This window comes from Streptomyces maremycinicus (assembly GCF_001184025.1).
Lineage (GTDB): Bacteria > Actinomycetota > Actinomycetes > Streptomycetales > Streptomycetaceae > Streptomyces > Streptomyces maremycinicus.
In genome coordinates this window covers 413568-435700 of the sequence record NZ_BBYG01000012.1, presented here as the reverse complement: position 1 = coordinate 435700, position 22133 = coordinate 413568, and the positions used below count along the sequence as shown (strand labels likewise).

Below are 22133 nucleotides of genomic sequence, written 5' to 3'. Positions count from 1 at the left end.
CCGCTGATGTCCCAGAAGTCTGGACGGGACCCACCCGTCACCGGACCCCATCGGACGGCGGGCCCGTGAACTTGGGGGAAACGGTTGCTCAGCTCACCACGGACACCAGAGACCGGCGTCGCGGGTATCGCCGCGACGGGCGCCGCCGTCGCGGACCCCGTCCTCGGCACCCGGCGGCGGATTCCCGTGGCCGTCCAGGCACCGGACCCGATCTCCCGCGAGGGCGCCGTCAGCCAGTTGCGCGGGCGTCCCGAGGTCGAGGTCCGCGAGGAGGTCTCGGCGGCCGCCGGCACGGTGGCGCTGCTGATCGAGGACACCCTCGACGAGGGGGCGCTGGGCCGGCTGCGGCGGATCGTGCGCAGCGAGGGCGCGCGGGCGGTGCTCGTCGTGGGCACGATCCGTGAGACGGAACTCCTGGACGTCATCGAATGCGGGGTCGGGGCCATCGTCTGGCGTCGAGAGGCCACCGCGCACCGGCTGGTGCAGGCGGTGCTGGCCGCCCACCGCGGTGTCGGCGACCTGCCCGCCGACCTGCTGGGCAGGCTCATCAGCCAGGTGGGCACGCTGCATCGCGGTGCGGCGGGCCGGCCCGGCGCCCCCTCCCTGGGACTCGCGCCACGGGAGGTGGACGTCCTGCGGCTGGTCGCCGAGGGCCTGGACACCGGAGAGATCGCCAGCAAGCTGTCCTACTCCGAACGAACCGTCAAGAACGTCATGCACGGACTCACGACGCGGTTGCATCTGCGCAACCGGGCGCACGCTGTGGCATATGCCCTGCGGGAAGGCTACATCTGACCGAACGGGCAATCGAAGGCGGACACGCGGGCAGCATGCCCTGCCCGGCCGCCGACCCTGTCGTGCCTGCGGATCCGGGGCCGTCCGGGGCACGATCGTCGGACGGTGGGTGTGGCAAGGCAAGTTGAGGAGCACGACGGTGATCCACGAGGTGGACGAGGTCCTCAAAGAGCTGCTCGCGGGCGGCGCCCTCGCGGGATCCGGGATCGACGTCTCCTTCGAGGCCCCGACCCGGGACTGGGCGGCCCGGCGCAACGCCCCTGTGATCAACACCTACTTGTACGACATCCGTGAGGACGTGACCCGTCGGCAGCGCGGCCAGATGGCGGTGCGGGACGAGCGGGACATCGTGGTCAAGCGCCGTCAACCGCCGCGCTGGTTCCGGCTGTCGTACCTGGTGACCGCCTGGACGCGGACCCCGCAGGACGAACATCGCCTGCTGTCGGCCGTGTTGGCGACGCTGCTGCCGCGCGAGATGCTGCCGGCCGACGAGCTTCCCGGCTCGCTGCGCGCGTTGGGGCTCGCGATGCCCGTGACGGTGGCCGGCATCCAGACCGAGTCGCGTTCCCTGGCCGAGATCTGGTCCGCCCTCGGCGGTGAGCTGAAGCCGTCGCTGGACCTGGTGGTCACGGCGCCCTTCCCGGCCTACCCCGAGTACGACGCGGGGCCGCCGGTCACGGAGGGCGCGGCGGTCCGCCTGCGCGGGATGGACGGCGACCCGCCGGAGTCCGGCGAGCGTGCCCACCGTCCCCACCAGGTGGCCGCGGCCCGCGCCGCCCGCGAGGCCGGCGCCCACCGCACGGACCGGCCGTGACCGGCGCGCCCGCCTCGGCGTCCGCCCCCGCCCCCGCCACCGGCCCGGCCGCAGCCGGCACCGAGCCGTTCGCGTCCGGCGCCGATGCCGACGCGGTGGCGGCCGCCGCCGGGGCCGTCGATGCCGAGGCGGTCCATGCCCGGGCGGTCCATGCCCGGGCGGGCGTGGCCGACGCTCCGGGGGACGGGAGTGCCGCGTTGCTCGTCCGGCTCGGCGCCCTGCGGGACCGGGTCGGTGCCCTCGTCGACCGGCGGGCCGCCGTGGACCCGACGGCCGCCGATCCGCTGCGCGGGCTGTACCTGTCCGAGGAGGCGGTCCGTCATCTGCTCGGCGGCGGTCCGGCCGACACCGGGCACGGTGTGGCACCGGCACAGGGCGAGACACCGGCAGAGGCGCGGGCGGCGGGCCCCGGGCCCGAGGCGGGCCCGGTCGACTCGCTCAGCGCTCTCGCCGCCCGGCTCCGGCTCACCGAACTGGACGCCGCGATCCTCCTGATCGCCCTCGCCCCCGATCTGGACCGCGACTTCGAACCGCTCTACGGGTATCTCAACGACGACGTGAGCAGGCGGCGGGCCACCGTGGGCCTCGCCCTGGAACTGTGCGGGGCGCCCGCCCACCGGGCCGCGGCCCGCGCCCGCTTCCACTCCTCGGCACCGCTGCGCGCGTTCGGCCTGCTGGACGTGGAGGAGCCCGAACGGCCCTTCCTGTCCCGCTCGTTGCGCGTCCCGGACCGGTTGCTCGCCCACCTTCTCGGCGACGACACCCCGGACGCCGCCCTGCACGGACACCTGCACCCGCTGCCCCCGCCGCTGCCCGTGGACGACGAGGAGTTCGTCCGGCGGCTGGCGCACCGGCTGCGGGACGGCGGCCCGCTCACCGCCTATCTGCGCGAGCACCGCGAGGGCGACGGCCTCGCCGCCATCACCTCGGCCCTGCGCGCCGCCGGTGTCGGCGCCCTCCGCTTCACCGGGCCCGACGACCGCGTGCCCGGCCTGCTGCGCGAGGCACGGCTCGGCGGGCTGGCGGTCGTGCTGTCCGGGCTGCCCGACCAGCCGGGGCCGCTGATCGGCACGTTGGCCGACGCGGCGGACGTCACCGTCCTGCTCACGGACCCGCGCCCCTACGACCCGCACTGGTCCACCCACGATCCGCTGGTCCTGGAGGCACCGCGCCGCCGGGCCGGCGGGACGGCCGCCTGGGCGGCCTCGCTGGAGGCCGCCTGCCCGCCCGCCGCCGCCCCCGGCTTCGACCTCGCCGCCACCGTCGCCCCCTACCGCCTCGGCGGCGAGCGGGTCGCCCGGGCCGCGCGGGCCGCGTCCGTGCTGGCCGCCTTCGAGGGCGGGCCGCTCACCGCCGACCACGTGCGGCTGGCCGCGCGACAGCAATCGGCGTCCGGGCTGGAACGGCACGCGCGGCGGATCCGGCCGGACGTCGGCTGGCAGGACCTCGTGCTGCCCGAGCGGCCGCTGACCCAGCTGCACGAGCTCGCCCTGCGCGCCCGGCACCGCGACCGGGTGCTCGGCGACTGGCGGCTCAGCGCCGGCGGCGGGCGCGGCCGGGGTGTGCTCGGGCTGTTCGCGGGCGAGTCCGGCACCGGCAAGACGCTGTCCGCCGAGGTGGTCGCCGCCGAACTCGGCCTCGACCTCTACGTCGTCCAGCTCTCCTCGGTCGTCGACAAGTACGTCGGCGAGACCGAGAAGAACCTGGAGCGCATCTTCTCCGAGGCCGACCGCACCGACGCCGTGCTGCTGTTCGACGAGGCCGACGCCGTCTTCGGGAAGCGGTCGGAGGTGAAGGACGCGCACGACAAGTACGCCAACATGGAGAGCGCCTACCTGCTCCAGCGGCTGGAGTCCTTCGACGGCATCGCGCTGCTCACCACCAACCTGCGCGCCAACATCGACGACGCCTTCACCCGCCGCCTGGACCTGGTGGTCGACTTCCCGTTCCCCGACGCCGGGCAGCGGCTCGCGCTGTGGCGGCACGGGCTGAGCCATGTGCCGTGCGCCGCCGACGTCGATCCCGGGCCGCTCGCCAAGGACTTCGAGCTGGCCGGCGGTTCCATCCGCAGCGCGGTCGTCACCGCCGCCTACCTCGCCGCCGGACGCGACGAACCGGTCGGCGACGGCGACCTGCTGGAGGGGGCCCGTCGCGAGTACCGCAAGGCGGGCCGGCTGGTGCCGGGCGAAGCCAACTGGTGACCGGCCGGGTGAGCCCGGACGGGGCTCACCCGGCCGCCGCGGCTACTCCGCGCGCCACTTCTGGTTGGGCGTCCCCGAGCACGTCCACAGCTGGAGCTTGGTGCCGTTGCCGGTGCCCTGGTCCTTGGCGTCGATGCACTTGTCGGCCTGCGGGTTGACCAGGTCGCCGTACTGGCTCAGCACCCACTGCTGGGCGGGGTTGCCGGAGCAGTTCGCCACCTGGATGACCGCGCCGTCGTCCTTCGAGCCCCAGGCGACGTCCATGCACAGGCCGAGCGCGCGCACGGTGCCGTCGCTCTTGAACACCCACTTCTGGTTGGCCGACCCGGCGCAGTCCCACAGCTGGAGCGGGGTGCCGTCCTTGCCCTTGCCGTTCTGGGCGCCGGTGATGTCGATGCAGCGGTCCGAGCCCGTGCCGATGATCACGGCACCGGGTACCGGAGCCGTCGTCTTCGTGTCGCCCGAACCGCCGGATCCGCTGCCGCTGCCGCCGCCCGACCCCGTGGAGCCGCCGGATCCGGAACCGCCGCCGCCGTCCTCCTCGACGGCCGGGGCGGACGGCGTCTGCTGCTCGGGCAGCGGCGCGGCGGAGGCGTCCACCTTCGGCGCGGACGGCGCGGACACGGACGGGCTGGGCAGCGCCGTGCTGCCGGTCTCCGCGAGCTTCTCACTGGCGCTGGTCGTGACCTGCGGCTTGTACGCCAGCCAGATCATCACGAACGCGATCGCCAGGGCCATCGTCAGACTGAGCGCGGTCGCCAGCCAGCGCGGCAGGAACCCGCGCTGCACGAACGTGCCGTCCACCGCGAGCGGCACCGCGCCCGACCGCTGCACGTTCAGCGTGTACGGCCGCAGCTCCTTCGAGCCGAACCAGATGATCTGGCGCGGACGCAGCGTCGTGTCGACGAACACCGCCCGACCCGGCTCGATCTGCACACTGCCGGGCCGGATCTCGTACCCGAGGTGGTCGCCCATGTCGTTGCCCGCGACGGAGGCCGTCAGCCGGGTGTTGCCGATGTTGTCGATCGCCAGCCGGGGCCGGCCGCGGAAGCGGCCCTTCACCGTCGGCGGCACCAGTTCGGCCCGTACCTCGGTGAACGGCGTGATCGTCAGGTTCCCCTCGGGGACCGTGACGGCCTCGGGGTGTTCGGTGGGCGTGATGCGCACCGCGTAGGGGTTGGGTCCGGCCGTGGCGTCCGGGGTGCGCGGCGGGGCGAAGGTCAGGTCGACCGTGCCCGTCGTACCGGGGAAGAGGCGCAGCGTCTGCGGCTCCACCACCGTCCAGGGCGCCACCGCGCCCACCGGCTCGAAGCGGTACTCGTCGACGACGTCACCGGTGTTGCGCACCCGCAGCCGTACGGTCGTAGTGCCGCCGGGGTCCACGGTCGCAGCGGCCGGTTCCAGAGAGGTCCACAGAGTCACCTGTCGACGCTATGACGGCGGACGGGGGCGCGTCAGGAAGCCCTGGGGCAGCACCGCTGCCCGAAAGGGACGAACGGTGGTGCCCCCGCACGCGTCCGCCGGGCTCCCGGGCAACCGGGCTCCCGGGCTCCCGGGCGACCGGGCTCCCGGGTCAGACGGTGAAGCGGACCGCCTCGAGCTGGAGCTTCTGCTCCATGGGGCTGCCGCCGTAGATCCAGTCGCCCGCCTTGGTGCAGCCGTTGCCCAGCCAGCCCCGGTCCCCGACGTGCGCGTTCTGGCAGACGGAACCCTCGATGGTCTTGATGGTGAACCCCTCCATCACGGCGACCGCCGGCTTGCTGGAGCCCATGTACATGTTGACGCCGTCGGTGGCACTGGACCACTTGTCACCGGTCAGCCAGCCCCCGACCACATGGGCCGCGTTGCCCGAGACGCCGCCGGTCCGCGCCGTCGCGATGTTGAGGGCCTTGATCGGCAGGTCCTTGCCGGTGGTGCCGGCGATCGCGCCGTCGCAGACCGGGTCCTGCCAGCCCTTGTCCGCCACGTAGGCGCGGTAACAGATGTGCCGCCCGTCGCTGCGGGCCGCCAGCTTGTTCACGGCGTCGGCCGCCGTCTCCTGCTTGGGCTTCACGGGGGCCTTCGACTCGGTCCCGCCGCCGTCCCCGCCGCCGCCGCTCGCCGGGGCCTGGCTGGTGACGGGCGCCTCCACCACGACGGGCGCGGTCGGCGTGGGCACCAGCGCCGGGGCGCTCGGCGTCGCCGACGGACTGGGCGCCAGGGTGCTCACCCCGGCCTCCGCGAGCTTCTCGCCGGCGCTGCTGGTGACCTGCGGCTTGTACGCCAGCCAGATCATCACGAACGCGATCGCCAGGGCCACCGTCAGACTGAGCGCGGTCGCCAGCCAGCGCGGCAGGAACCCGCGCTGCACAAAGGTGCCCTCCACCTCCAGCGCCTGCGCGCCCGACCGGCGCACCGCCAGGCTGTAGCGCTGCTCCTCCTTCGAGCCGAACCAGATGATCTGGCGCGGGCGCAGCGTCGTGTTCACGAACGCCGCCCGCCCCGGCTCGATCTGCACGTTGGCCGGCTGGAGCTCGTACGACAGCCGGTCACCGTTGTCGCTGCCGCTCAGGGAGGCGGTGAGCTTGGTGTTGCCGATGTTGTCGATAGCCAGCCGGGGCCGGCCGCGGAAACGCCCCTTCACCGTCGGCGGCACCAGCTCCGCCCGCACCTCGGTGAACGGCGTCACCGTCACGGTGCCTTCGGGGACGGTCACCGCCTCCGGGTGCTCGGTCGGGGTGATGCGCACCGCGTAGGGGTTGGGTCCGGCCGTCGCGTCCGGGGTGCGCGGCGGGGCGAAGGTCAGCTCGACCGTGCCCGTCGTGCCCGGATACAACCGCAGGGCCTGCGGCTCCACCGTCGTCCAGGGCGCGGTCGGGCCGACCGGCTCGAAGCGGTACTCGTCGACGACGTCACCGGTGTTGCGCACCCGCAGCCGGACGGTCGCCCGGCTGCCGGGGTCGACGGTGACGGAGGCGGGTTCGAGGGAAGTCCACAGGCTCACGCGCCGACGCTACGGGGCGGACCGCGGGCGGGGTCAGAGGAGAGAAGGCAGGGTGTGTGCCCTGCCGGGCCGCGCCCGGCTGCCCGAGGGGACCCGACGGGCCGGGCAGCACCCCCGGCACCCCCCGGACACCACCCCGGCCACCCGGACACCGTCCAGGAGCCGTGCCGTGCCGCCTCCGTGCCGCCCCGGCGGCGCACCGGCGCCGACAGGGACGGCACGGAGGCGGTACGGGACGGTACGCAGGCGGTACGGGACGGTACGGAGACGCTCCGAAAGCGGTACCGAGGCGGCGCGGACGGGTCCCGGCGGTCGGCGCTGCCCACGAGGGCAACAGCCGTGCCCCGAACCCTGCACCGGAAGCCGTTTCGACGGACGCGCTTCGCGCGTGACCGTGAAAGACGTCCTGACGCGTACCCCGAGGAGAGCACAGCATGCCGTCCTACCTGTCGCCCGGCGTATACGTCGAGGAGGTGGCCAGCGGCTCCCGCCCGATCGAAGGGGTGGGCACCTCGGTGGCGGCCTTCGTCGGGCTCGCGCCGACCGGCCCCCTCAACGAGCCGACCCTGGTGACCAACTGGACCCAGTACGTGGCCGCGTTCGGTGACTTCACCGACGGCTACTACCTGGCGCACTCCGTCTACGGGTTCTTCAACAACGGCGGCTCGGCGGCGTACGTCGTCCGGGTCGGCGGTACCTCGGCGGGTGCCGCCGGAGACGCCAAGTCGCCCTCCGCGGTGACCGGTTCCGGCTCCGCGCCGGCCGCCCTCCCGGCCGGTGAGCCCAAGCAGCTCGGCACGTTCACGGTGACCGCCGTGGCGCCGGGCGAGAACGGCGGCGCGCTGAGCGTGGAGGTCGCGGACGCCGAGGGCGAAGGCCCCGCCGAGCGCTTCAAGCTGATCGTCAAGGACGGCGACAAGGCCGTCGAGACGTTCGACGTGTCGGCGAAGAAGGGCAACCGCTCCTACGTCGTCACCCAGGTCAAGGAGCGCTCCAAGCTCATCACCGTGGCCGAGGCCGCGCCCGCCGCGCAGCTGGCCCGCCCGGACAACCAGACGGTCGCGCTGGCCGCGCCGCCCGCCGGCGCGCCGGCCGGTGCCGTCGAGGCCGCGCAGCCCGTCGGCCCCGCGCAGTACCTGGGCGACAGCTCCGACCGCACCGGCTTCGGCGGCCTGGAGGCCGTCGACGAGGTGTCCATGGTCGCGGTGCCCGACCTGATGGCCGCCTACCAGCGCGGCGCGATCGACCTGGAGTCGGTCAAGGCCGTCCAGCTGGGCCTGATCGCCCACTGCGAGCTGATGGGTGACCGCGTCGCCATCATCGACCCGCCGCCCGGCCTGAACGCCCGTCAGATCCGGGTGTGGCGCCAGGAGACGGCCGGCTACGACTCCAAGTACGCGGCCCTGTACTACCCCTGGATCAAGTCCTTCGACCCGGCGGCGGGCAAGGCCCGGCTGATCCCGCCGAGCGGCCACGTGGCCGGTGTGTGGGCCCGCAACGACTCCGAGCGCGGCGTGCACAAGGCGCCCGCGAACGAGGTCGTGCGCGGCGCGGTGGACCTGGAGATCCAGATCACCCGCGGCGAGCAGGACCTGCTGAACCCGATCGGCGTGAACTGCATCCGGGCGTTCCCGGGCCGCGGCATCCGCATCTGGGGCGCCCGCACCCTCTCCTCCGACCCGGCCTGGCGCTACCTGAACGTGCGCCGGTACTTCAACTACCTGGAGGAGTCGATCCTGATCGGCACCCAGTGGGTGGTGTTCGAGCCGAACGACCACGCCCTGTGGGCCCGGATCCGGCGCAACGTCTCGGCGTTCCTCGTGAACGAGTGGCGCGGCGGCGCGCTGTTCGGCGCGCGTCCCGAGGAGGCGTTCTACGTCAAGTGTGACGAGGAGTCCAACCCTCCGGAGTCGGTCGACCTCGGCCGCGTGATCTGCGAGATCGGCATCGCTCCGGTCAAGCCCGCGGAGTTCGTGATCTTCCGGCTGGCCCAGTTCTCCAGCGGCAACGGAGAGCTGGAGGAGTAGGCCCCGACGCCTCTCCTCCCTCCGTCGTCGGATCGCACGTCCTCACCACACTTAGAAGGAAAGCCAGATGAGTCTCCAGCCGGGTGACGCCCTTACTTCACATAATTTCGGCCTCCAGATCGACGGCGTGATGGTCGAGTACCTCGCCGAGGTCAGCGGCCTCAGCCTCGAACAGGACGTCATCGAGTACCAGCAGGTCTCCGCGCAGGGCAAGCCCGTCACCAAGAAGCTGCCCGGTGTGAAGAAGGCGGGCACCTGCACGGTCGTGCGCGGTATGACCCAGTCCGCGGCGTTCAACCAGTGGATCACCGAGTCGATCAACGGCGTGATGGGCACCGCCCGCAAGAACGCCACGATCATGGTGATGGACTACCAGAACAACCCGGTCAAGCGGTACAACATGCGCAACGCATGGTGCAGCAAGATCGACACCAGCTCGGTGAAGGCCGGCGAGGCCTCCGCGCTGACCGAGACCGTGACGATCACGTTCGAAGAACTGGTCATCGAGTAATGCGGCGCACGGCTGTCCGGGCCGCGGCGGCGAGCGGGGAGCCGCAGGAGGCGCTCCCGGCCACCGCCGTGCCCGAGTCCGAGTCCCTGTCCGGCGCCGCGTCCGCGTTCTCCGCGCCGGGCGCGGCCGCCGCCCCGGCCCCCGCGCCGTACCGCCTCCAGACGGAGTTCCCCTTCGAGCTGCCGCGCGGTTACGTCGACGAGGCGGGCACCGTCCACCGCGACGGCGTGATGCGGCTGGCGACGGCGCGGGACGAACTGGTCCCGCTCCGCGACATCCGCGTCCAGGAGAACCCGGCGTACCTGTCGGTGGTGCTGCTGGGCCGGGTCATCACCCGGCTCGGCAGCCTCCCGCTGGTCCACGACGGCGTCGTGGAGAACATGTTCGCCTCCGACCTGGCGTTCCTCCAGGACTTCTACCGCCAGGTCAACGCCGAGGGGCACACCCGCGCCTCGGTGCAGTGCCCCCACTGTTCGGAGCCCTTCGAGGTGGAACTCGGCGGGAGCCGCCTGGGGGAATCGTGACGTACGCGACCGACCGGCTGCACGAGGAGATCGCGTACGTCGCCTACCACTTCCACTGGGGTCAGGACGAGATCCTGGACCTGGAACACCACGACCGGCGCCGCTACGCCGACCAGATCGCGTCCCTGGTGACCCGGGGCGGGGCGGAGGGCTGAGGCATGGGGTTCCTGGAACGGTTCCGCGGTGGCCGCGGAAGCGGACGCGCGGACGGCCCGGCCACGTCACCGGCCGCCGCCACCGGTGCGCGAGCCGCGAGCGGTGCCGCTCCGGCCGCGGTGAACGGCGGCGGTCCGGCTCCGGTGAGCAGCGGCGGTCCGGCTCCGGTGAGCGACGCCGGTGCGGTGCCACGCGTGGTCGCGGCCGCCTGGCCGACGCTGCCGCCCATCCAACGGGCGGCGACCGGGGGCACGTCGGGCGTCGCCGACGCCGGGTTCGGCGGCCGACTGGCCACCTGGCAGAACCCCTCCTTCACCGGCAGCGGCTTCAGCGCGGTGCTCGACGCTGCACCGGGCGGCCTGATGAGCAGCCTGCGGGCGGCCCCGGCGGCCGCCGAACCCGAGCGGGTGGCCGCGCCGCCCAGCCGGTCGCCCCGGCCCACGCCGCTCCAGCGTTCCGTTCCCGCGTCCCCGCCGGCCGCCGCCCATCCGGGCGGTTCGGGTACTACGGGTACCTCGGGTACTACGGGTACGACGACGGCTGCCCCCGGCGTATCGAGCGCGACGGGTACCACGGGTCTTGCGGGGTCCACGGGTACGGCGGCTTCGGGTACGGGGGCGCGTCCGTCCGGGCCTGCGGCTTCCGCGCTGCCCGCGGCTCCGGCTGCCCGGGCGGTGCCCGTGGTGCCGTCGCGGCCTGCGCAACCGTCCGCTCCGGCCGCCTTCCCGGCGCGGGGCATCCGGGTGTCCCCGGCCGGCCCGGCTCCCTCGACGGGACCGGCCCCGCTGACGAGGTCCCAGTCGGCGCCGGTGCAGCGACGCAGCCTGCCCGCCCGACCGGCGTCCCCGACCACCTCCCCGCCCGCCGCCCCGGCGTCGGCCCCCGCGCCCACCGCCGCCTCGTCCGCCGAAGGCGGATCGGCTCAGGCGTCCGGCCGGGGTGCGGACGCCGGCGGCGGAGGCCCGGCGAGCGGCAAGGAACCCTCTCCCGGCCCTCACCGAGCGGCCGCTCCGGGTACACCGGCGACAGGAAGCAACTCCGGGGCGGGGCAGGCCCGTACGGCCGCCCTCCCGCCCGTCGGACTCCAGCGAGCGGTGGCCCCGCACGCGGGTTCGGCACCCGGCGGCGCACCCGTACGAGTGCAGCGGGCGGTAGCGGGCGGGGTGCCGGGCGCGGGTGACCCCGGTGCTGCCGTCTCCGGTCCGTCGGCACCGGGCGGCGTCACGCCCACCCCCCGCACGGACCCGACCCGGCCGCTCTCGGCCAACTCACCTGCTGAATCTGCCGGTTCATCTGGTTCGTCCGGTTCGGCCGGTTCGGCTTCCGCACGTCCTTCGGGGGCGACGGCTCCGTCGGGCAGCTTCGCCGGGTCTCCTTCGGCGAGCGCCGGTCCCCATGTCCAGCGTGCCGTTCCGGCGCGTACGGCACCGCCCTCCGCGTCAGGCGGGACTCCCGGGGGCAACGGCACGGGCTCCCCGGGCAGCGGTGCCAACGTCGCACCTCGGGCGGGCGGCACGGAACGCGGCCCGTCACCGACGTCCGCCCCGGCCGCCGCGACGACCCCGCGCTCCGGCGCGGCCGCGCCGGTCACGGTGAGCAGACGCGCCGCCGTCGACGCCGGGCCCGCTCCCGCCGCTCCCGCCGCCGACGCCCCGAACGGGCCGTCGGCCGCCCGCCGTTCGGGCTCCGGATCTGGTTCCGCTTCTTCCTCCGGACGCGTGCCCGGCACCGGTTCTGCGGCTGCCTCCGGGCCTGTCCCCACCTCGGCCTCCGGACCGACCGCACCCACCTCCGCCACCGGCGCTGGTTCGCCCGCACGCCCCGGCCCGGCCTCCGGTGCAGGTGGCCGGTCCTCGTCCTCGTTCTCGTCCTCCAGCGTGCAGCGGGCGGCTACGACACCGGCCGCGGCGGCCGACCCCGTGCCTGTCTCCGCGCCCACGTCGGCGCCCACTGTGCAGCGCGCCGTGACAGCGCCGATCCCGCCCTCCGCTTCTCGTTCCGGTTCTGGTCATGACCACGGCCCCGGTCACAGCCACGGGGCCGGGCGCGGTCACGGCCCCGGGTCGAGCGCAGCCTCCGGTGCGGGTCCCGCCTCCGCGCCCGGCCCCTCCGCGTCCGCGCACGAGGGCGGGCGCCCGTCGACGCCGAGCGTGCAGCGCGCCACGACGGCACCGATCCCGCCCTCCGCTCCCGCTCCCGGTCCCGTGGCCGGTCGCGGGCCGAGCGCGGCCCCGAGTGCGGGCCCCGCCTCGGTGTCCGGCCCCTCCGGGTCTTCGCGCGAGGGCGGCCGCGCACCGGTCCCGAGCGTGCAACGCGCCACGGCGGCACCGGTCTCTCCCACGAGCCCCGGCCGCTCCGCCTCGATACCGGTACCGGCACCGACCACGCCTGCGCAGCCGCCCGTAGGCGGTCGTGCGGCGCCCACCGAGGTGCAGCGTGCCGTGGCGGCCCCCGTTCCCGGCGGCGTGAGCGGTTCGGCACCGACGCACACCGGTCCGGCGTCAAAGGCCGGCTCCGCTGCCGACCACCCGGTGTCCACGACTGCTGCCGCCCCCGCCCCTGCCTCCCCCTCCGCGACGAGCGTCCAGCGGGCCGCCGCCGGGCAGCCCGCCCCCCGGCGGCGCGCGGGCCTCGGCGCTCCCACCAGCCTTCCCTCGGGCCGACCGGGCCCGGTGGCACCGACCCGCTCGTCCGCGACATCACCGACGCCCCCCTCGACGCCGACATCGGCTCCTGCTCCGGTTCCGGCTCCCGTCGTCACGCCTCCCGCCGCCATGTCCGCCCCCACCGCATCCGCCCCCGGCGCGCGGACCGAACCGCTGTCCCCGCCGCGGCGCTCCACCCCGCTCGGCGCCCCCGTTCAGCGAGCCGCCGTGCCCGTCGCAGCCGCCGCGCAGCCCGGTCGCCCCGCGGCCACGCGCCCCGCGCTGGGCGCCCCCCTCTCCACCCGTCCCACCGACGCCGTACCGCTGAACGCGCCGAGCGGCATGCCGATCGCTTCCCAGGACGGCACCCCCCGTACGGCGACCGGCCCCGGAGGCACCGCCTCGGCGCTCCCCCCGGTCGCGATCCCCGTCGTGCAACGCAGCACCGCGACCCCGGGCGGGCCCCGACTCCCCTTCCCCACAACCACACCCGCCCACGGCACGGGCACCGGCACCGGCACCGGCACCGGCACCGGCACGGGCACGGGCACCCCGCAGCCTCGCCCGGCCCCACTGCCCCAGGTAACGGCCACCCCGCCCCTGGGCGCCCTGCGCCACCCGGCCTCCCTCACCGGCAAGCCTCCGGTGTCTCCCGTGTCCCCGGGGTCCGCCGTGTCCCCGGCGCCCGTGCAGCGTCGCGCCGTCACCGCGCCGGTGCCGTTGCGCCGCAGCACGCCCGGCGAGGCAGCGAGCCGGCCCGTGGCGCACCCGTACCCCACCCCCCTCTCCACCCACACCCCCTCTCCCGTCTCCGCCCCCGGCCTTCCGACCGTCCCGGCGCCGGCCCACATGGCACCGCCTGTCCCGGCCACCCCCTCAGCCCTGTCGGGTCCGTCGGCCCCGTTCGTCCAGCGGCGACAGCTGCCCACCCCGGTATCGGCGGCCACGGCCCCCGTACGCCCCGCCGCCCCCCTCGCCTCACCGGCACCACCCGCATCACCGGGCCAGGCATCGCCCGTCCCGATGCCCTCGCCCATACCGGCTCCGGCGCCCGTCGCACGGTCGCTGCCCGCCGCCCCGGCGCCGGTGGTCCAGCGGCGCGCCGCCGCACCGCCCCTCGCGCCGCCCCCGAAGCCGCCTCGCGGCGCCGGCGGACTCCCGCACGGCGCCGACCAGGGCGCGGCGGACCCCGTTCCCGCGCGGGCGCAGCCCGGTTTCGATCCCCGCTCGCTCACCGACTTCCAGCTCGACGAACTGACGCACCGCCTGACCGGTCGCATCACCCGTCTGCTCCGCACCGAACTGCGGCTGGACCGCGAACGCATCGGCAGGCTCCGCGACCCCCGCCACTGACCCCGGACGTCCCGACAGACCGACACCCGACCCCCCGAAACCCCGAGACCCCAGCGCCCCCGACACCCCCGGCTCCCCTCTCCCAGAAAGGCCAGGCTCCCGATGCCCTCCGATCTCGACCCGGGCTCCACCATCTTCTTCACCCTGACCATCGACGGCGAGAGCCTCGGTTTCTTCAACGGGTGTGAGGGGCTCTCGTCGCAGGTGGAGATCGAGCACCGCCAGGAGGGCGGCAACAACGGCTTCGTCTGGCAACTGCCCTCCCGGGTCACGTTCTCCACGATCCGGCTGACCCGTCCACTCACCCCGGACACCACCAAGGTCGCCAAGTGGATCTCGTCGGTGACCACGGGCGTGACCCGGCCGACCGCGCAGATCGCGGCGCTGCGCGCGGACGGTTCCGAGGTCGCCCGGTGGGGGCTCATCGACGTGCTGCCGGTCAGCTGGCAGGGACCGTCGCTCAGCCCGGACAGCCCGGGAGTGGCCACGGAGGTCCTGGAGATCACCCACCACGGCTTCACGGACTGAGGAGCGGGACGAGAAACCGGAGCAGGACCAGGGACCGCAGGACCAGGGACCCGAGGACCAGGGACCGCAGGACCAGGACGAGGACCAGGACGAGGCAGGGAGTACAAGCCATGGCCAAGGGAAGCAAAGGCGGCGCCGGCAAGAGCCTGGTCCGTGCCACCCTCGCGATCCACGAACCGCCGGTGGGCACGAGCACGACGCCCGGCGGGCTGATCAAATCCTTCGGGTTCGACTTCAACCCGGCCCAGCTCCAGCTCGGCCGCCGGGCCCAGTGGAAGGTCACCCCCACGGCGGCCGTCCGGGACGGCTCCGTACCGGAGTTCATGGGCCCGGAGCCCCGCGAGATGACCGTCGAGATCTTCCTCGACACCTCGGACCAGCCCGGCAGCAACACCGTGTTGAAGAAGGTCGAGTCGCTGCTGGAGTGCTGCGAGGTCACCACCAAGAGCATCGCCGCCAAGCAGCCCTCGCCGCCGTGGGTGGTGTTCCAGTGGGGCTCGTTCTCCACGGCCCGCTTCACCGCCTACGTCAGCAGCATCGACGTCACGTACTCCCTCTTCGGCACGACCGGTGTCCCGATCCGGGCCACCTGCCAGGTGCGCCTGAACGAGATCCCCAGCAAGACGAAGGGCCAGAACCCGACCTCCGGCGCCCTCACCGCGCAACGGGTGCACCGGGTCGTGGCCGGTGACTCCCTCCAGTCGCTGGCCTGGCGCGAGTACGGCGACGCCTCCGCGTGGCGGTCCATCGCCGAGGTCAACGGCATCGACGACCCGTCCCGGCTGCCGACCGGCATCGAGCTGGTCCTGCCGGCCGCCGAGGAGGTGCGCCACTAGTGGTCCAGTCCGCGTTCTCGAGCGTCATCCAGGTCACCCTCGGTGGCGCTCCCCTCCCCGTCGACATCGCGCCGCTCCTCGTCGACGGCTGGGTCGACCAGGGTCTCGGGGTGCCGGCCGCGTTCCGGCTCACCTTCCGCGACCCCGGCCGTCTGGTCCTCGGCAAGCTGGGCGTCAAGTTCGGCACCCCCGTCGTCCTCGCCCCGATCGCCGACGGCAAGGGCGCGGGCGACCCGCTGCTCACCGGCGAGGTCTGCGGTCTGGAGGCCGACTACGACGGCACCGGCTCCTTCACCGTCATCCGCGGCTACGACTTCGGCCACCGGCTGATGCGCCAGCGCCGGGTCGCCGCCTACCGCAACCAGAGCGCCTCCGACATCGCCCGCAAGCTGGCCGCCCAGGACGGCGTCCCGGTCGGGAAGATCCAGTCCACCAAGACCGTCTACGAGTTCATCAGCCAGGCCAACGTCACCGACTGGGACTTCCTGGCCCGGCTGGCCGACGAGAACGAGATGGTCATGTCGGTGGACGCCAAGGGCAAGTTCCAGTTCGTCAAGCCCGACCCGGCGTCCGGCGCCCCGGCCACCTCCACCCCCGGCGACAAGAGCCCGTTCGTCATGGAGGCCGGCACCGACATCCTCCGTCTGCGGGCCGCCGTCACGGCCGCCGAGCAGGTCGCGACCGTCGAGGCGCGCGGCTGGGACGTGACGACGAAGAAGAAGCTCACCGCGACCGCGCCCGCCAGGACCAACCCCGGCATCAGCATCGGCACGACCCCCGGTGAGGCCGCCGCCAAGTTCAAGCCGGCCAAGCTGGTCGACGCGCAGACGCCGTACGACCGGCAGTCGGAGGTGAAGTTCGCCGCCGAGGCCCTCGCCGACGACGTCACCGGTTCCTTCGCCGAGCTGGAGGTCATCGCGCGCGGCACCCCGAAGCTCCGCCCCGGGCTGCCCGTGACCCTCGCCGACGTCGGCGCGCCCTTCGAGGGCAAGTACACCGCCACCTCCGTACGGCACGTCTTCGGCGACGGCAAGCACTACGAGGCCTGGGTGACGGTGAGCGGACGGCAGTGGCGGTCCCTGTACGGCCTGGCCTCCGGCGGCGGGAACGCGTCCAACGGCCTGCACCTCCCCGGCACCGCCAACGCCCTGGTCACCGATGCCGGCGACCCGCTCAAGCAGGGGCGCGTCAAGCTCCAGTTCCCCTGGCTCGACGACGCCTACGTCAGCGACTGGACGCGCGTGGTGCAGTGGGGCGGCAAGCGCGGCGGCTCGATCTTCCCCCTGGACGTCGGCGACGAGGTGCTGGTCGGCTTCGACCGGGGCGCCCTGGACCACCCCTACGTCATCGGCGGCCTGTACAACGGCAAGGACAAGCCGACCCCCGTCAAGGACGTGCCCCTGCACGACGGCGCCCGGCAGCGGGCCTCCAGGCACACCCTGTCCGACCGCGAGGGCAACCGGGTGGACCTGCTCAGCCAGCGGACCGGCGGCAAGCAGGGCGTGCGGCTGACCAGCGGCGACGACAAACTCGTCATCAACCTGGACCGGGCGCAGACCGAGATCACCGTGGACAGCAAGGGCACCGTCAGCATCACGGGCAGCCGCTCGGTGACCGTCAAGGCGGGCACCGACCTCACCCTCACCGCGGGTCGCAACATCGCGATCCGCAGCGGCGGCTCCATCACCCTGAGGGGCAACCTGATCAACATCAGGTCGATGACGGGCATGGTGTCGGTGGACGCCGCGGGCCTGCTCAACCTCAAGTCGGGCGGCGCCGCCACGTTCAGCGCGGGCGCCACCGTGCAGATCAACTCCACCGCCAACGTGGGCATCCGGGCCGCCACGCTCATGCTCCAGGGCATGGTCATGGTCAACGCCAAGCCGTACCCGCTGCCGTGACGGACGGACGGCACGCCGTGAGAACGAGGAGAAGGCAGGTGGCCCTCTGATGGCCGAGCAATTCGTCGGTTCGGGCTGGGCGTTCCCGCTCCGCATCGGCCCCACCGGGGGCATCGCCCTGGTCAGCGGGGAGCGCGAGATCGAGGAGGCCATCCGGCTGATCCTCGCCACCGCGCCGGGCGAACGCCCCATGCGCCCCGAGTACGGCTGCGCCATCCACGACCTGGTGTTCGCCCCGGTCAACGAGGCGACGGCCGGGCGGATCCAGCACGAGGTGTACACCAGCCTGGACCGCTGGGAGCCGCGCATCGAGGTCACCGACGTCGAGGTCACCGCCGGCGCCGAACAGGGCGTGCTCTTCATCGACGTCCAGTACGCGATCCGCGGCACGAACAATCCGCGCAGTCTCGTCTTCCCCTTCTACGTCATTCCGTCCCACGACGAGCCGGGTCTTCCCGGTCCGTCCGGTACGGCTTCCGAAAGCGACCGCTGATGGCCCTGCCCTCCCCGAACCTGGACGACCGCCGCTTCCAGCAGTTCGTCGACGACGCCAAGCGCTACATCCAGCAGCGCGCACCGGAGTGGACCGACCACAACGTCTCCGACCCGGGCGTGACCCTCGTCGAGACGGTCGCCCACATGGCCGACCAGATCGTCTACCGCCTCAACCGCGTCCCGGACAAGAACCACCTGGCCTTCCTGGACCTGGTCGGCATCCGTCTCTTCCCACCGTCCGCCGCCCGCACGGAGGTCACCTTCTGGCTGTCCGCGCCGCAGGACGAGCCGGTCCTGCTGCCGGTGGGCACCGAGGTGGCGACGGTCCGCACGGAGAGCGAGGAAGCGGTCGTCTTCGCGACGGAACGCGAACTCACCGTCGTACCCAGCCGGTTGAACCATCTGGTCGTGCAGCACCGGGGCGAGCCGGTCACCGACCGGACCAGCGACCTCACCGAGGGCAAGGACCTGCTCTGCTTCGCCGAGGCCCCGCAGCCCGGCGACTGCATGCTGTTCGGCCTGAGCGCCGCCGTGCCGCACTGCGCGGTGGTCCTGGAACTGGACAGCCGCGTCGACGGCGTCGGCGTCGACCCGCGCCAGCCCCCGCTGGTGTGGGAGGCGTGGACGGAGGACGGCTGGCAGGAGTGCGAGATCGACCGCGACGGCACCGGCGGCCTCAACCGCCCCGGCGAGGTGGTGCTGCACATCACCGGCGGGCACGTCCTGTCCCGGTCCGGCGGCCAGGAGGCCGGCTGGCTGCGCTGTCGCGTCACCGAGCCCCTGCCCGGCCAGCCCTTCTACACCACCTCGCCGACCGTGCGCTCCGCCGAGGTCTTCACCGTCGGCGGCACCGCGCCCGCCGTGCACGCCGAGACCGTCTACGACGAGGCCCTCGGCGAGTCCACCGGTCTGCCCGGCCAGCACGTCGGCCTCGCGCACTCCCCCGTCGTCGGCGACGACCCGCCGCTGCTGCTCCAGACCGCCGAGCACGAGGGCTGGTCCGACTGGCAGGTCGTCCCGCACTTCGCCGCGTCCGGCCCCGACGACCGCCATGTCACCCTCGACGCGGCCACCGGCGAGATCGCCTTCGGCCCGTCCGTCCGCGAGCCCGACGGCAAGCTCCGCCAGTACGGGGCCGTCGCCCCCAAGGGTTCGGTCATCCGCGCCCGCCGCTACCGCACCGGCGGCGGCCGCGCGGGCAACGTGGCCCGGGGAGCGGTCCAGGTGCTCCGCACCTCCGTCCCGTACGTCTCGGAGGTCGTCAACCGGGAGGCGGCGCGCGGCGGGGTCGACGGCGAGACCGTGGAGGAGGCGAAACTCCGCGCGCCGATCACCCTGCGCGCCCAGGAACGGGCCGTGACCCTGCGGGACTACGAGGAGCTCGCCCGCCGCGCGGCCCCCGAGACCGCCCGCATCACCTGTCTGGAGGGGCAGCCCGACGAACACGGCTCCTACGCGGTACGGGTACTGGTCGTCCCGCAGGCGGTGCCGGACCCCGGCGGACGGCTGCGCTTCGAGCAACTGGTGCCCGGCGACTCCCTGCTGGACCGCATCACCCGCCATCTCGACGAACGCCGCCTGATCGGCACCCGGCTGGCCGTGGGCCCGCCGTACTACCAGGGTGTGACGGTGGTGGCGACGGTGCACGCCTTCCGCGGCGTCGACACGGACCGTGTCCGCCGGCAGGCCCACGACGCCCTGTACCGCCACCTCGACCCGCTGATCGGCGGCGCGGACGGCAAGGGGTGGCCCTTCGGGCGCCCGGTGCAGTCGGGCGAGGTCTTCGCCGTCCTCCAACGCGTCCCGGGCGTGGAGCTGGTCGACCAGGTGATGCTGCACCCCGCCGATCCGCTGACGGGCAAGCGCGGCGAGGCCACCGACCGCATCGACCTGGCCGCCCCGGCCCTGGTGTTCTCCTACGACCACCGGGTGCGCGTGATCGGGGACGGCGCATGACCGGCGCGAACGCACGGAAGGGAACGGCACGTTGAGAGGCTCGGTCGACGGACTCGGCTCCTCCGTCCCGATCGGCACGATGCTGCCGGCCGTCTTCGCCGACGACGACCTGGCCCAGCGCTTCGTGGGGGGCCTGGACGAGGTGATGGCCCCCATCCTCAACGTCCTCGACTGTCTGCCCGCCTACTTCGACCCGGCCCTCGCCCCGGTCGACTTCACCCGCTGGCTGGCGGGCTGGGTCGGCGCGGAGACCGACGGCACGGAGCCGGAACCGAGGCTGCGGGCGGCGGTCGCGGCGGCCGCCTACCTGCACCGGGTGCGCGGCACCCGGCGCGGCCTGTCGGAGACGGTCCGGCTGGCCTTCGGCGTGGAGCCGGAGATCTCCGAGAGCGGCGGCGCCGACTGGAGCGCCCGGCCGCTCGGCCCGGTCCCCGGCGAACCCCGGCCGCACCTCCACGTCACGATCCGGCTGCCCGACCCCGGCCCGGCGGACGAGCACCGCCTGGACACCCTCGTGGCCGCCGCCCGCCCCGCCCACATGCCGTACACGGTCAAGGTGACCGCCGCCGAAAGGACCCCGGAGAGATGACCACCCAGAACTGCGCCGAGTGCGGCACGCGGGCCGAGCCCGGCCAGTCGTTCTGCGACGCCTGCGGCGCCGTACTGAGCTGGACGGACCGCCCTCCGGCCCGCACCGGCGCGGGCACCGGGCCGGGCTCGGTCTCGGGGTCGGGCTCGGGGTCGGCCGCCGCCTCGGGACCGGAATCCGGTACGGCGACGGGCGCGGGCCCGGCCCCCGGGGCAGGGGCTGCCGCCGCCGCTCCTGGCGGCGCGTCCACGACGGTCGACGGCTCCGGCCCGGCCCCGGTGTACGGGTCGGGGGCGGCGGCCGGCGCCGGCACCGTGGGCAGCGGCTCCGGGACCGGGCACCGCTCGACGGAGGGCACACGGGAGCCGGCGGGCACCGCGGGACCGGAGGCCGCCGCGCCCTCCCGTCCGGCTGCCGCCCCCGCCGCCCCCGCTCCCGTTCCCCCTCCCGCTGCCACGCCCCCGCCCGCGCCCGCAGCCGTCGCCGGTACGACGGCGGCGACGAACGCGTCCCCACCGGCACCGGCACCGGCCGCTCCGCACACCACTCCCGCACCCGCGACACCCCCGGCGGCCGCCCCGGCCGCCCATGACGACGACTACGACCCGGACGACGAGGACACCACGGAAACTCCCCTGCCGGTCATCCCGCCGGAGGACGGCACCGCCGCCCCGTCGGGCACGGCACCGGCCCCCGCGCACGCCCCGGCCCCCGCGCCCGCTCCCGACCGGACCGCGCCCACCACACCCGTACCGGCGCCCGCCGCGCCCGCGCTCGGCGACACGATGGCGGCCCGGGCACGCTCCCTGCTGGTCCCCGTCGCCGACGCGGAACCGCGCCCCGCCGCGCCCCCGTCCGTGGCCCCGGTCCTGCCGGGCAGGCCGGTCGCGGACCGGCCGCAGGTGCGCGCGCCCGGTCCGGTCCAGGGCGAGCTGAACGGCGTCGCGTGCCCCTGGTGCGCCACCCCGAACAACCCGGACCGGCACTTCTGCGTCCGCTGCGCGATGCCCATGACGCTGGAGGACCGCTCGTCGATGCGCCTCCCGTGGTGGCGGCGCCTGTTCAACCGCAACGGCGCGACCCCGTGGGCCGGCGACCGCCCGCGCCTGCGCCGGACGTTCGACCGCATCCTCAGCTGGGTGGTGGCGGCCGTCGTCCTCAGCCTGCTCATCTTCGTGGGGGTGAACACACCGACCTGGATCCAGGCCGCCCGCGACCACTTCGCCAAGCGCGCGCCGGTCGCCCCGGACTCGTTCGCGGCCTCGCGCTCCTACCCGGGGCACAAGCCGGAGCTGGCCTTCGACAAGATCAACAACACCTGGTGGGGTCCCGGGGTCTCCCAGTCGGGCGAGGGCGAGTGGATCGAGGCCCGCTTCGACCAGCCCACCCGTCTGCTCGACCTGATCATCACCTCGGGCACGTCGGTCCGCCCCGACCAGCTCAGCCAGTCGGCCCTTCCTCACCGCATCAAGGCGACGATCACCCTGAAGGACGGCAAGACGACGACCAAGGAGCTCGTCCTGGACCAGAGCGCGGGGGGCCAGCGGCGCGCGTTCCGCGTCGGCGAGGTCACCAAGGTCCGGTTCACGATCGAGTCGTCCTACATGGCGTCCGGGAGCAAGCAGGTGTCGATAGCCGAGATCGAGTTCTTCGGCCGGTCGAGCGCCAACTCGACGTGACGGTCTGAAGGTTCGGCCCGACGGCTTCAGGGCCCCGGGTGGTCGGGAGGGATTTCCCCCGACCACCCGGGGCCCTCGTCCCTCCCCTTCGGGATTCGTCCGCGAAGACGGAAACGAACGAGTCCCACCCCGCCTGACAC

General features: G+C 74.2%; 19 protein-coding genes. 15 read left to right on the top strand and 4 right to left on the bottom strand.

Going from position 1 to position 22133, the window contains the following annotated elements; all coding sequences use genetic code 11:
• The first annotated feature begins 84 nt into the window (after window positions 1-84).
• The 3 genes from AOQ37_RS15030 to AOQ37_RS15020 all read left to right on the top strand — a co-directional run bounded on the left by AOQ37_RS15030 (window position 85) and on the right by AOQ37_RS15020 (window position 3810).
• Window positions 85-795: a helix-turn-helix transcriptional regulator gene (locus AOQ37_RS15030; protein ID WP_374701503.1), complete on the top strand. Its 711-nt coding sequence runs from the start codon at window positions 85-87 to the stop codon at window positions 793-795.
• A gap of 139 nt (window positions 796-934) precedes the next feature.
• The gene (locus AOQ37_RS15025) at window positions 935-1609 is read left to right on the top strand and encodes a Pvc16 family protein (protein WP_062644984.1); all 675 of its coding nucleotides are present in this window, start codon (window positions 935-937) and stop codon (window positions 1607-1609) included.
• A gap of 164 nt (window positions 1610-1773) precedes the next feature.
• Window positions 1774-3810: an ATP-binding protein gene (locus tag AOQ37_RS15020; protein ID WP_062645142.1), complete on the top strand. Its 2037-nt coding sequence runs from the start codon at window positions 1774-1776 to the stop codon at window positions 3808-3810.
• 42 nt (window positions 3811-3852) lie between these two features.
• Here the strand turns inward: AOQ37_RS15020 and AOQ37_RS15015 are convergent, their stop codons facing one another.
• A complete protein-coding gene (locus tag AOQ37_RS15015) occupies window positions 3853-5232 on the bottom strand; it encodes a ricin-type beta-trefoil lectin domain protein (protein ID WP_062644983.1) in 1380 nt (459 codons plus the stop codon).
• A 151-nt stretch (window positions 5233-5383) separates the two neighbouring features.
• Window positions 5384-6793 carry a hydrolase gene (locus AOQ37_RS15010; RefSeq protein ID WP_062644982.1) on the bottom strand — a complete coding sequence of 470 codons (1410 nt, stop codon included), beginning with the start codon at window positions 6791-6793 and terminating at the stop codon, window positions 5384-5386.
• A gap of 434 nt (window positions 6794-7227) precedes the next feature.
• Between AOQ37_RS15010 and AOQ37_RS15005 the strand changes: the two genes are divergently transcribed.
• The 4 genes from AOQ37_RS15005 to AOQ37_RS40850 all read left to right on the top strand — a co-directional run bounded on the left by AOQ37_RS15005 (window position 7228) and on the right by AOQ37_RS40850 (window position 10010).
• Window positions 7228-8820, top strand: coding sequence for a phage tail sheath family protein (locus tag AOQ37_RS15005; protein WP_062644981.1), 1593 nt, complete (start codon window positions 7228-7230; stop codon window positions 8818-8820).
• 67 nt (window positions 8821-8887) lie between these two features.
• Window positions 8888-9331, top strand: coding sequence for a contractile injection system inner tube protein (locus tag AOQ37_RS15000; RefSeq protein WP_020132887.1), 444 nt, complete (start codon window positions 8888-8890; stop codon window positions 9329-9331).
• Window positions 9331-9855, top strand: a complete 525-nt coding sequence (locus AOQ37_RS14995) for a hypothetical protein (RefSeq protein WP_062644980.1) — start codon at window positions 9331-9333, stop codon at window positions 9853-9855. Before AOQ37_RS15000 ends, AOQ37_RS14995 begins: the two co-directional genes overlap by 1 nt.
• On the top strand, window positions 9852-10010 hold the full coding sequence (locus AOQ37_RS40850; RefSeq protein WP_020132885.1) for a DUF6760 family protein: 159 nt from the start codon (window positions 9852-9854) through the stop codon (window positions 10008-10010). The genes AOQ37_RS14995 and AOQ37_RS40850 overlap by 4 nt, the downstream gene beginning before the upstream one ends.
• On the opposite strand, the gene AOQ37_RS40435 is transcribed toward AOQ37_RS40850, so the two are convergent.
• On the bottom strand, window positions 9959-10903 hold the full coding sequence (locus AOQ37_RS40435) for a hypothetical protein (protein WP_062644979.1): 945 nt from the start codon (window positions 10901-10903) through the stop codon (window positions 9959-9961). The two genes, AOQ37_RS40850 and AOQ37_RS40435, sit on opposite strands and share 52 nt — an antisense overlap.
• 1981 nt (window positions 10904-12884) lie before the next feature.
• Here AOQ37_RS40435 and AOQ37_RS39800 point away from each other — a divergent pair.
• Window positions 12885-14009: a hypothetical protein gene (locus AOQ37_RS39800; RefSeq protein WP_159401343.1), complete on the top strand. Its 1125-nt coding sequence runs from the start codon at window positions 12885-12887 to the stop codon at window positions 14007-14009.
• A 102-nt stretch (window positions 14010-14111) separates the two neighbouring features.
• Window positions 14112-14537 carry a phage tail protein gene (locus AOQ37_RS14975; RefSeq protein ID WP_020132884.1) on the top strand — a complete coding sequence of 142 codons (426 nt, stop codon included), beginning with the start codon at window positions 14112-14114 and terminating at the stop codon, window positions 14535-14537.
• Here AOQ37_RS14975 and AOQ37_RS41810 read toward each other — a convergent pair.
• Entirely contained in the window at window positions 14527-14649 is a 123-nt protein-coding gene (locus AOQ37_RS41810; RefSeq protein ID WP_267888010.1) for a hypothetical protein, read from the bottom strand. The two genes, AOQ37_RS14975 and AOQ37_RS41810, sit on opposite strands and share 11 nt — an antisense overlap.
• On the opposite strand from AOQ37_RS41810, the gene AOQ37_RS14970 reads away from it, so the two are divergent.
• The 6 genes from AOQ37_RS14970 to AOQ37_RS14945 are packed head-to-tail and all read left to right on the top strand — an operon-like array spanning window position 14648 to window position 21993.
• The gene (locus AOQ37_RS14970) at window positions 14648-15373 is read left to right on the top strand and encodes a CIS tube protein (RefSeq protein WP_020132883.1); all 726 of its coding nucleotides are present in this window, start codon (window positions 14648-14650) and stop codon (window positions 15371-15373) included. The two genes, AOQ37_RS41810 and AOQ37_RS14970, sit on opposite strands and share 2 nt — an antisense overlap.
• Window positions 15373-17274 (top strand): VgrG-related protein, encoded by a 1902-nt coding sequence (locus AOQ37_RS14965; protein WP_062644976.1) that lies wholly within the window; start codon window positions 15373-15375, stop codon window positions 17272-17274. The genes AOQ37_RS14970 and AOQ37_RS14965 overlap by 1 nt, the downstream gene beginning before the upstream one ends.
• Before the next feature lie 49 nt (window positions 17275-17323).
• On the top strand, window positions 17324-17767 hold the full coding sequence (locus AOQ37_RS14960; RefSeq protein ID WP_020132881.1) for a gp25 family contractile injection system sheath assembly initiator: 444 nt from the start codon (window positions 17324-17326) through the stop codon (window positions 17765-17767).
• On the top strand, window positions 17767-19725 hold the full coding sequence (locus tag AOQ37_RS14955) for a putative baseplate assembly protein (protein WP_062644975.1): 1959 nt from the start codon (window positions 17767-17769) through the stop codon (window positions 19723-19725). The genes AOQ37_RS14960 and AOQ37_RS14955 overlap by 1 nt, the downstream gene beginning before the upstream one ends.
• 31 nt (window positions 19726-19756) lie before the next feature.
• The gene (locus tag AOQ37_RS14950) at window positions 19757-20314 is read left to right on the top strand and encodes a phage tail protein (protein WP_062644974.1); all 558 of its coding nucleotides are present in this window, start codon (window positions 19757-19759) and stop codon (window positions 20312-20314) included.
• A complete protein-coding gene (locus tag AOQ37_RS14945) occupies window positions 20311-21993 on the top strand; it encodes an NADase-type glycan-binding domain-containing protein (RefSeq protein ID WP_062644973.1) in 1683 nt (560 codons plus the stop codon). The genes AOQ37_RS14950 and AOQ37_RS14945 overlap by 4 nt, the downstream gene beginning before the upstream one ends.
• Window positions 21994-22133: the final 140 nt, after the last annotated feature.

Excerpts from the sequence above, each read along its gene's own strand:
- AOQ37_RS14955 (WP_062644975.1), top strand. The coding sequence starts at position 17,767 with ATGGCCCTGCCCTCCCCGAACCTGGACGACCGCCGCTTCCAGCAGTTC.
- AOQ37_RS41810 (WP_267888010.1), bottom strand. The coding sequence starts at position 14,649 with ATGGCTTGTACTCCCTGCCTCGTCCTGGTCCTCGTCCTGGTCCTGCGG.
- AOQ37_RS14945 (WP_062644973.1), top strand. The coding sequence starts at position 20,311 with ATGACCACCCAGAACTGCGCCGAGTGCGGCACGCGGGCCGAGCCCGGC.
- AOQ37_RS14960 (WP_020132881.1), top strand. The coding sequence starts at position 17,324 with ATGGCCGAGCAATTCGTCGGTTCGGGCTGGGCGTTCCCGCTCCGCATC.
- AOQ37_RS14975 (WP_020132884.1), top strand. The coding sequence starts at position 14,112 with ATGCCCTCCGATCTCGACCCGGGCTCCACCATCTTCTTCACCCTGACC.
- AOQ37_RS15000 (WP_020132887.1), top strand. The coding sequence starts at position 8,888 with ATGAGTCTCCAGCCGGGTGACGCCCTTACTTCACATAATTTCGGCCTC.
- AOQ37_RS14970 (WP_020132883.1), top strand. The coding sequence starts at position 14,648 with ATGGCCAAGGGAAGCAAAGGCGGCGCCGGCAAGAGCCTGGTCCGTGCC.
- AOQ37_RS14995 (WP_062644980.1), top strand. The coding sequence starts at position 9,331 with ATGCGGCGCACGGCTGTCCGGGCCGCGGCGGCGAGCGGGGAGCCGCAG.
- AOQ37_RS15005 (WP_062644981.1), top strand. The coding sequence starts at position 7,228 with ATGCCGTCCTACCTGTCGCCCGGCGTATACGTCGAGGAGGTGGCCAGC.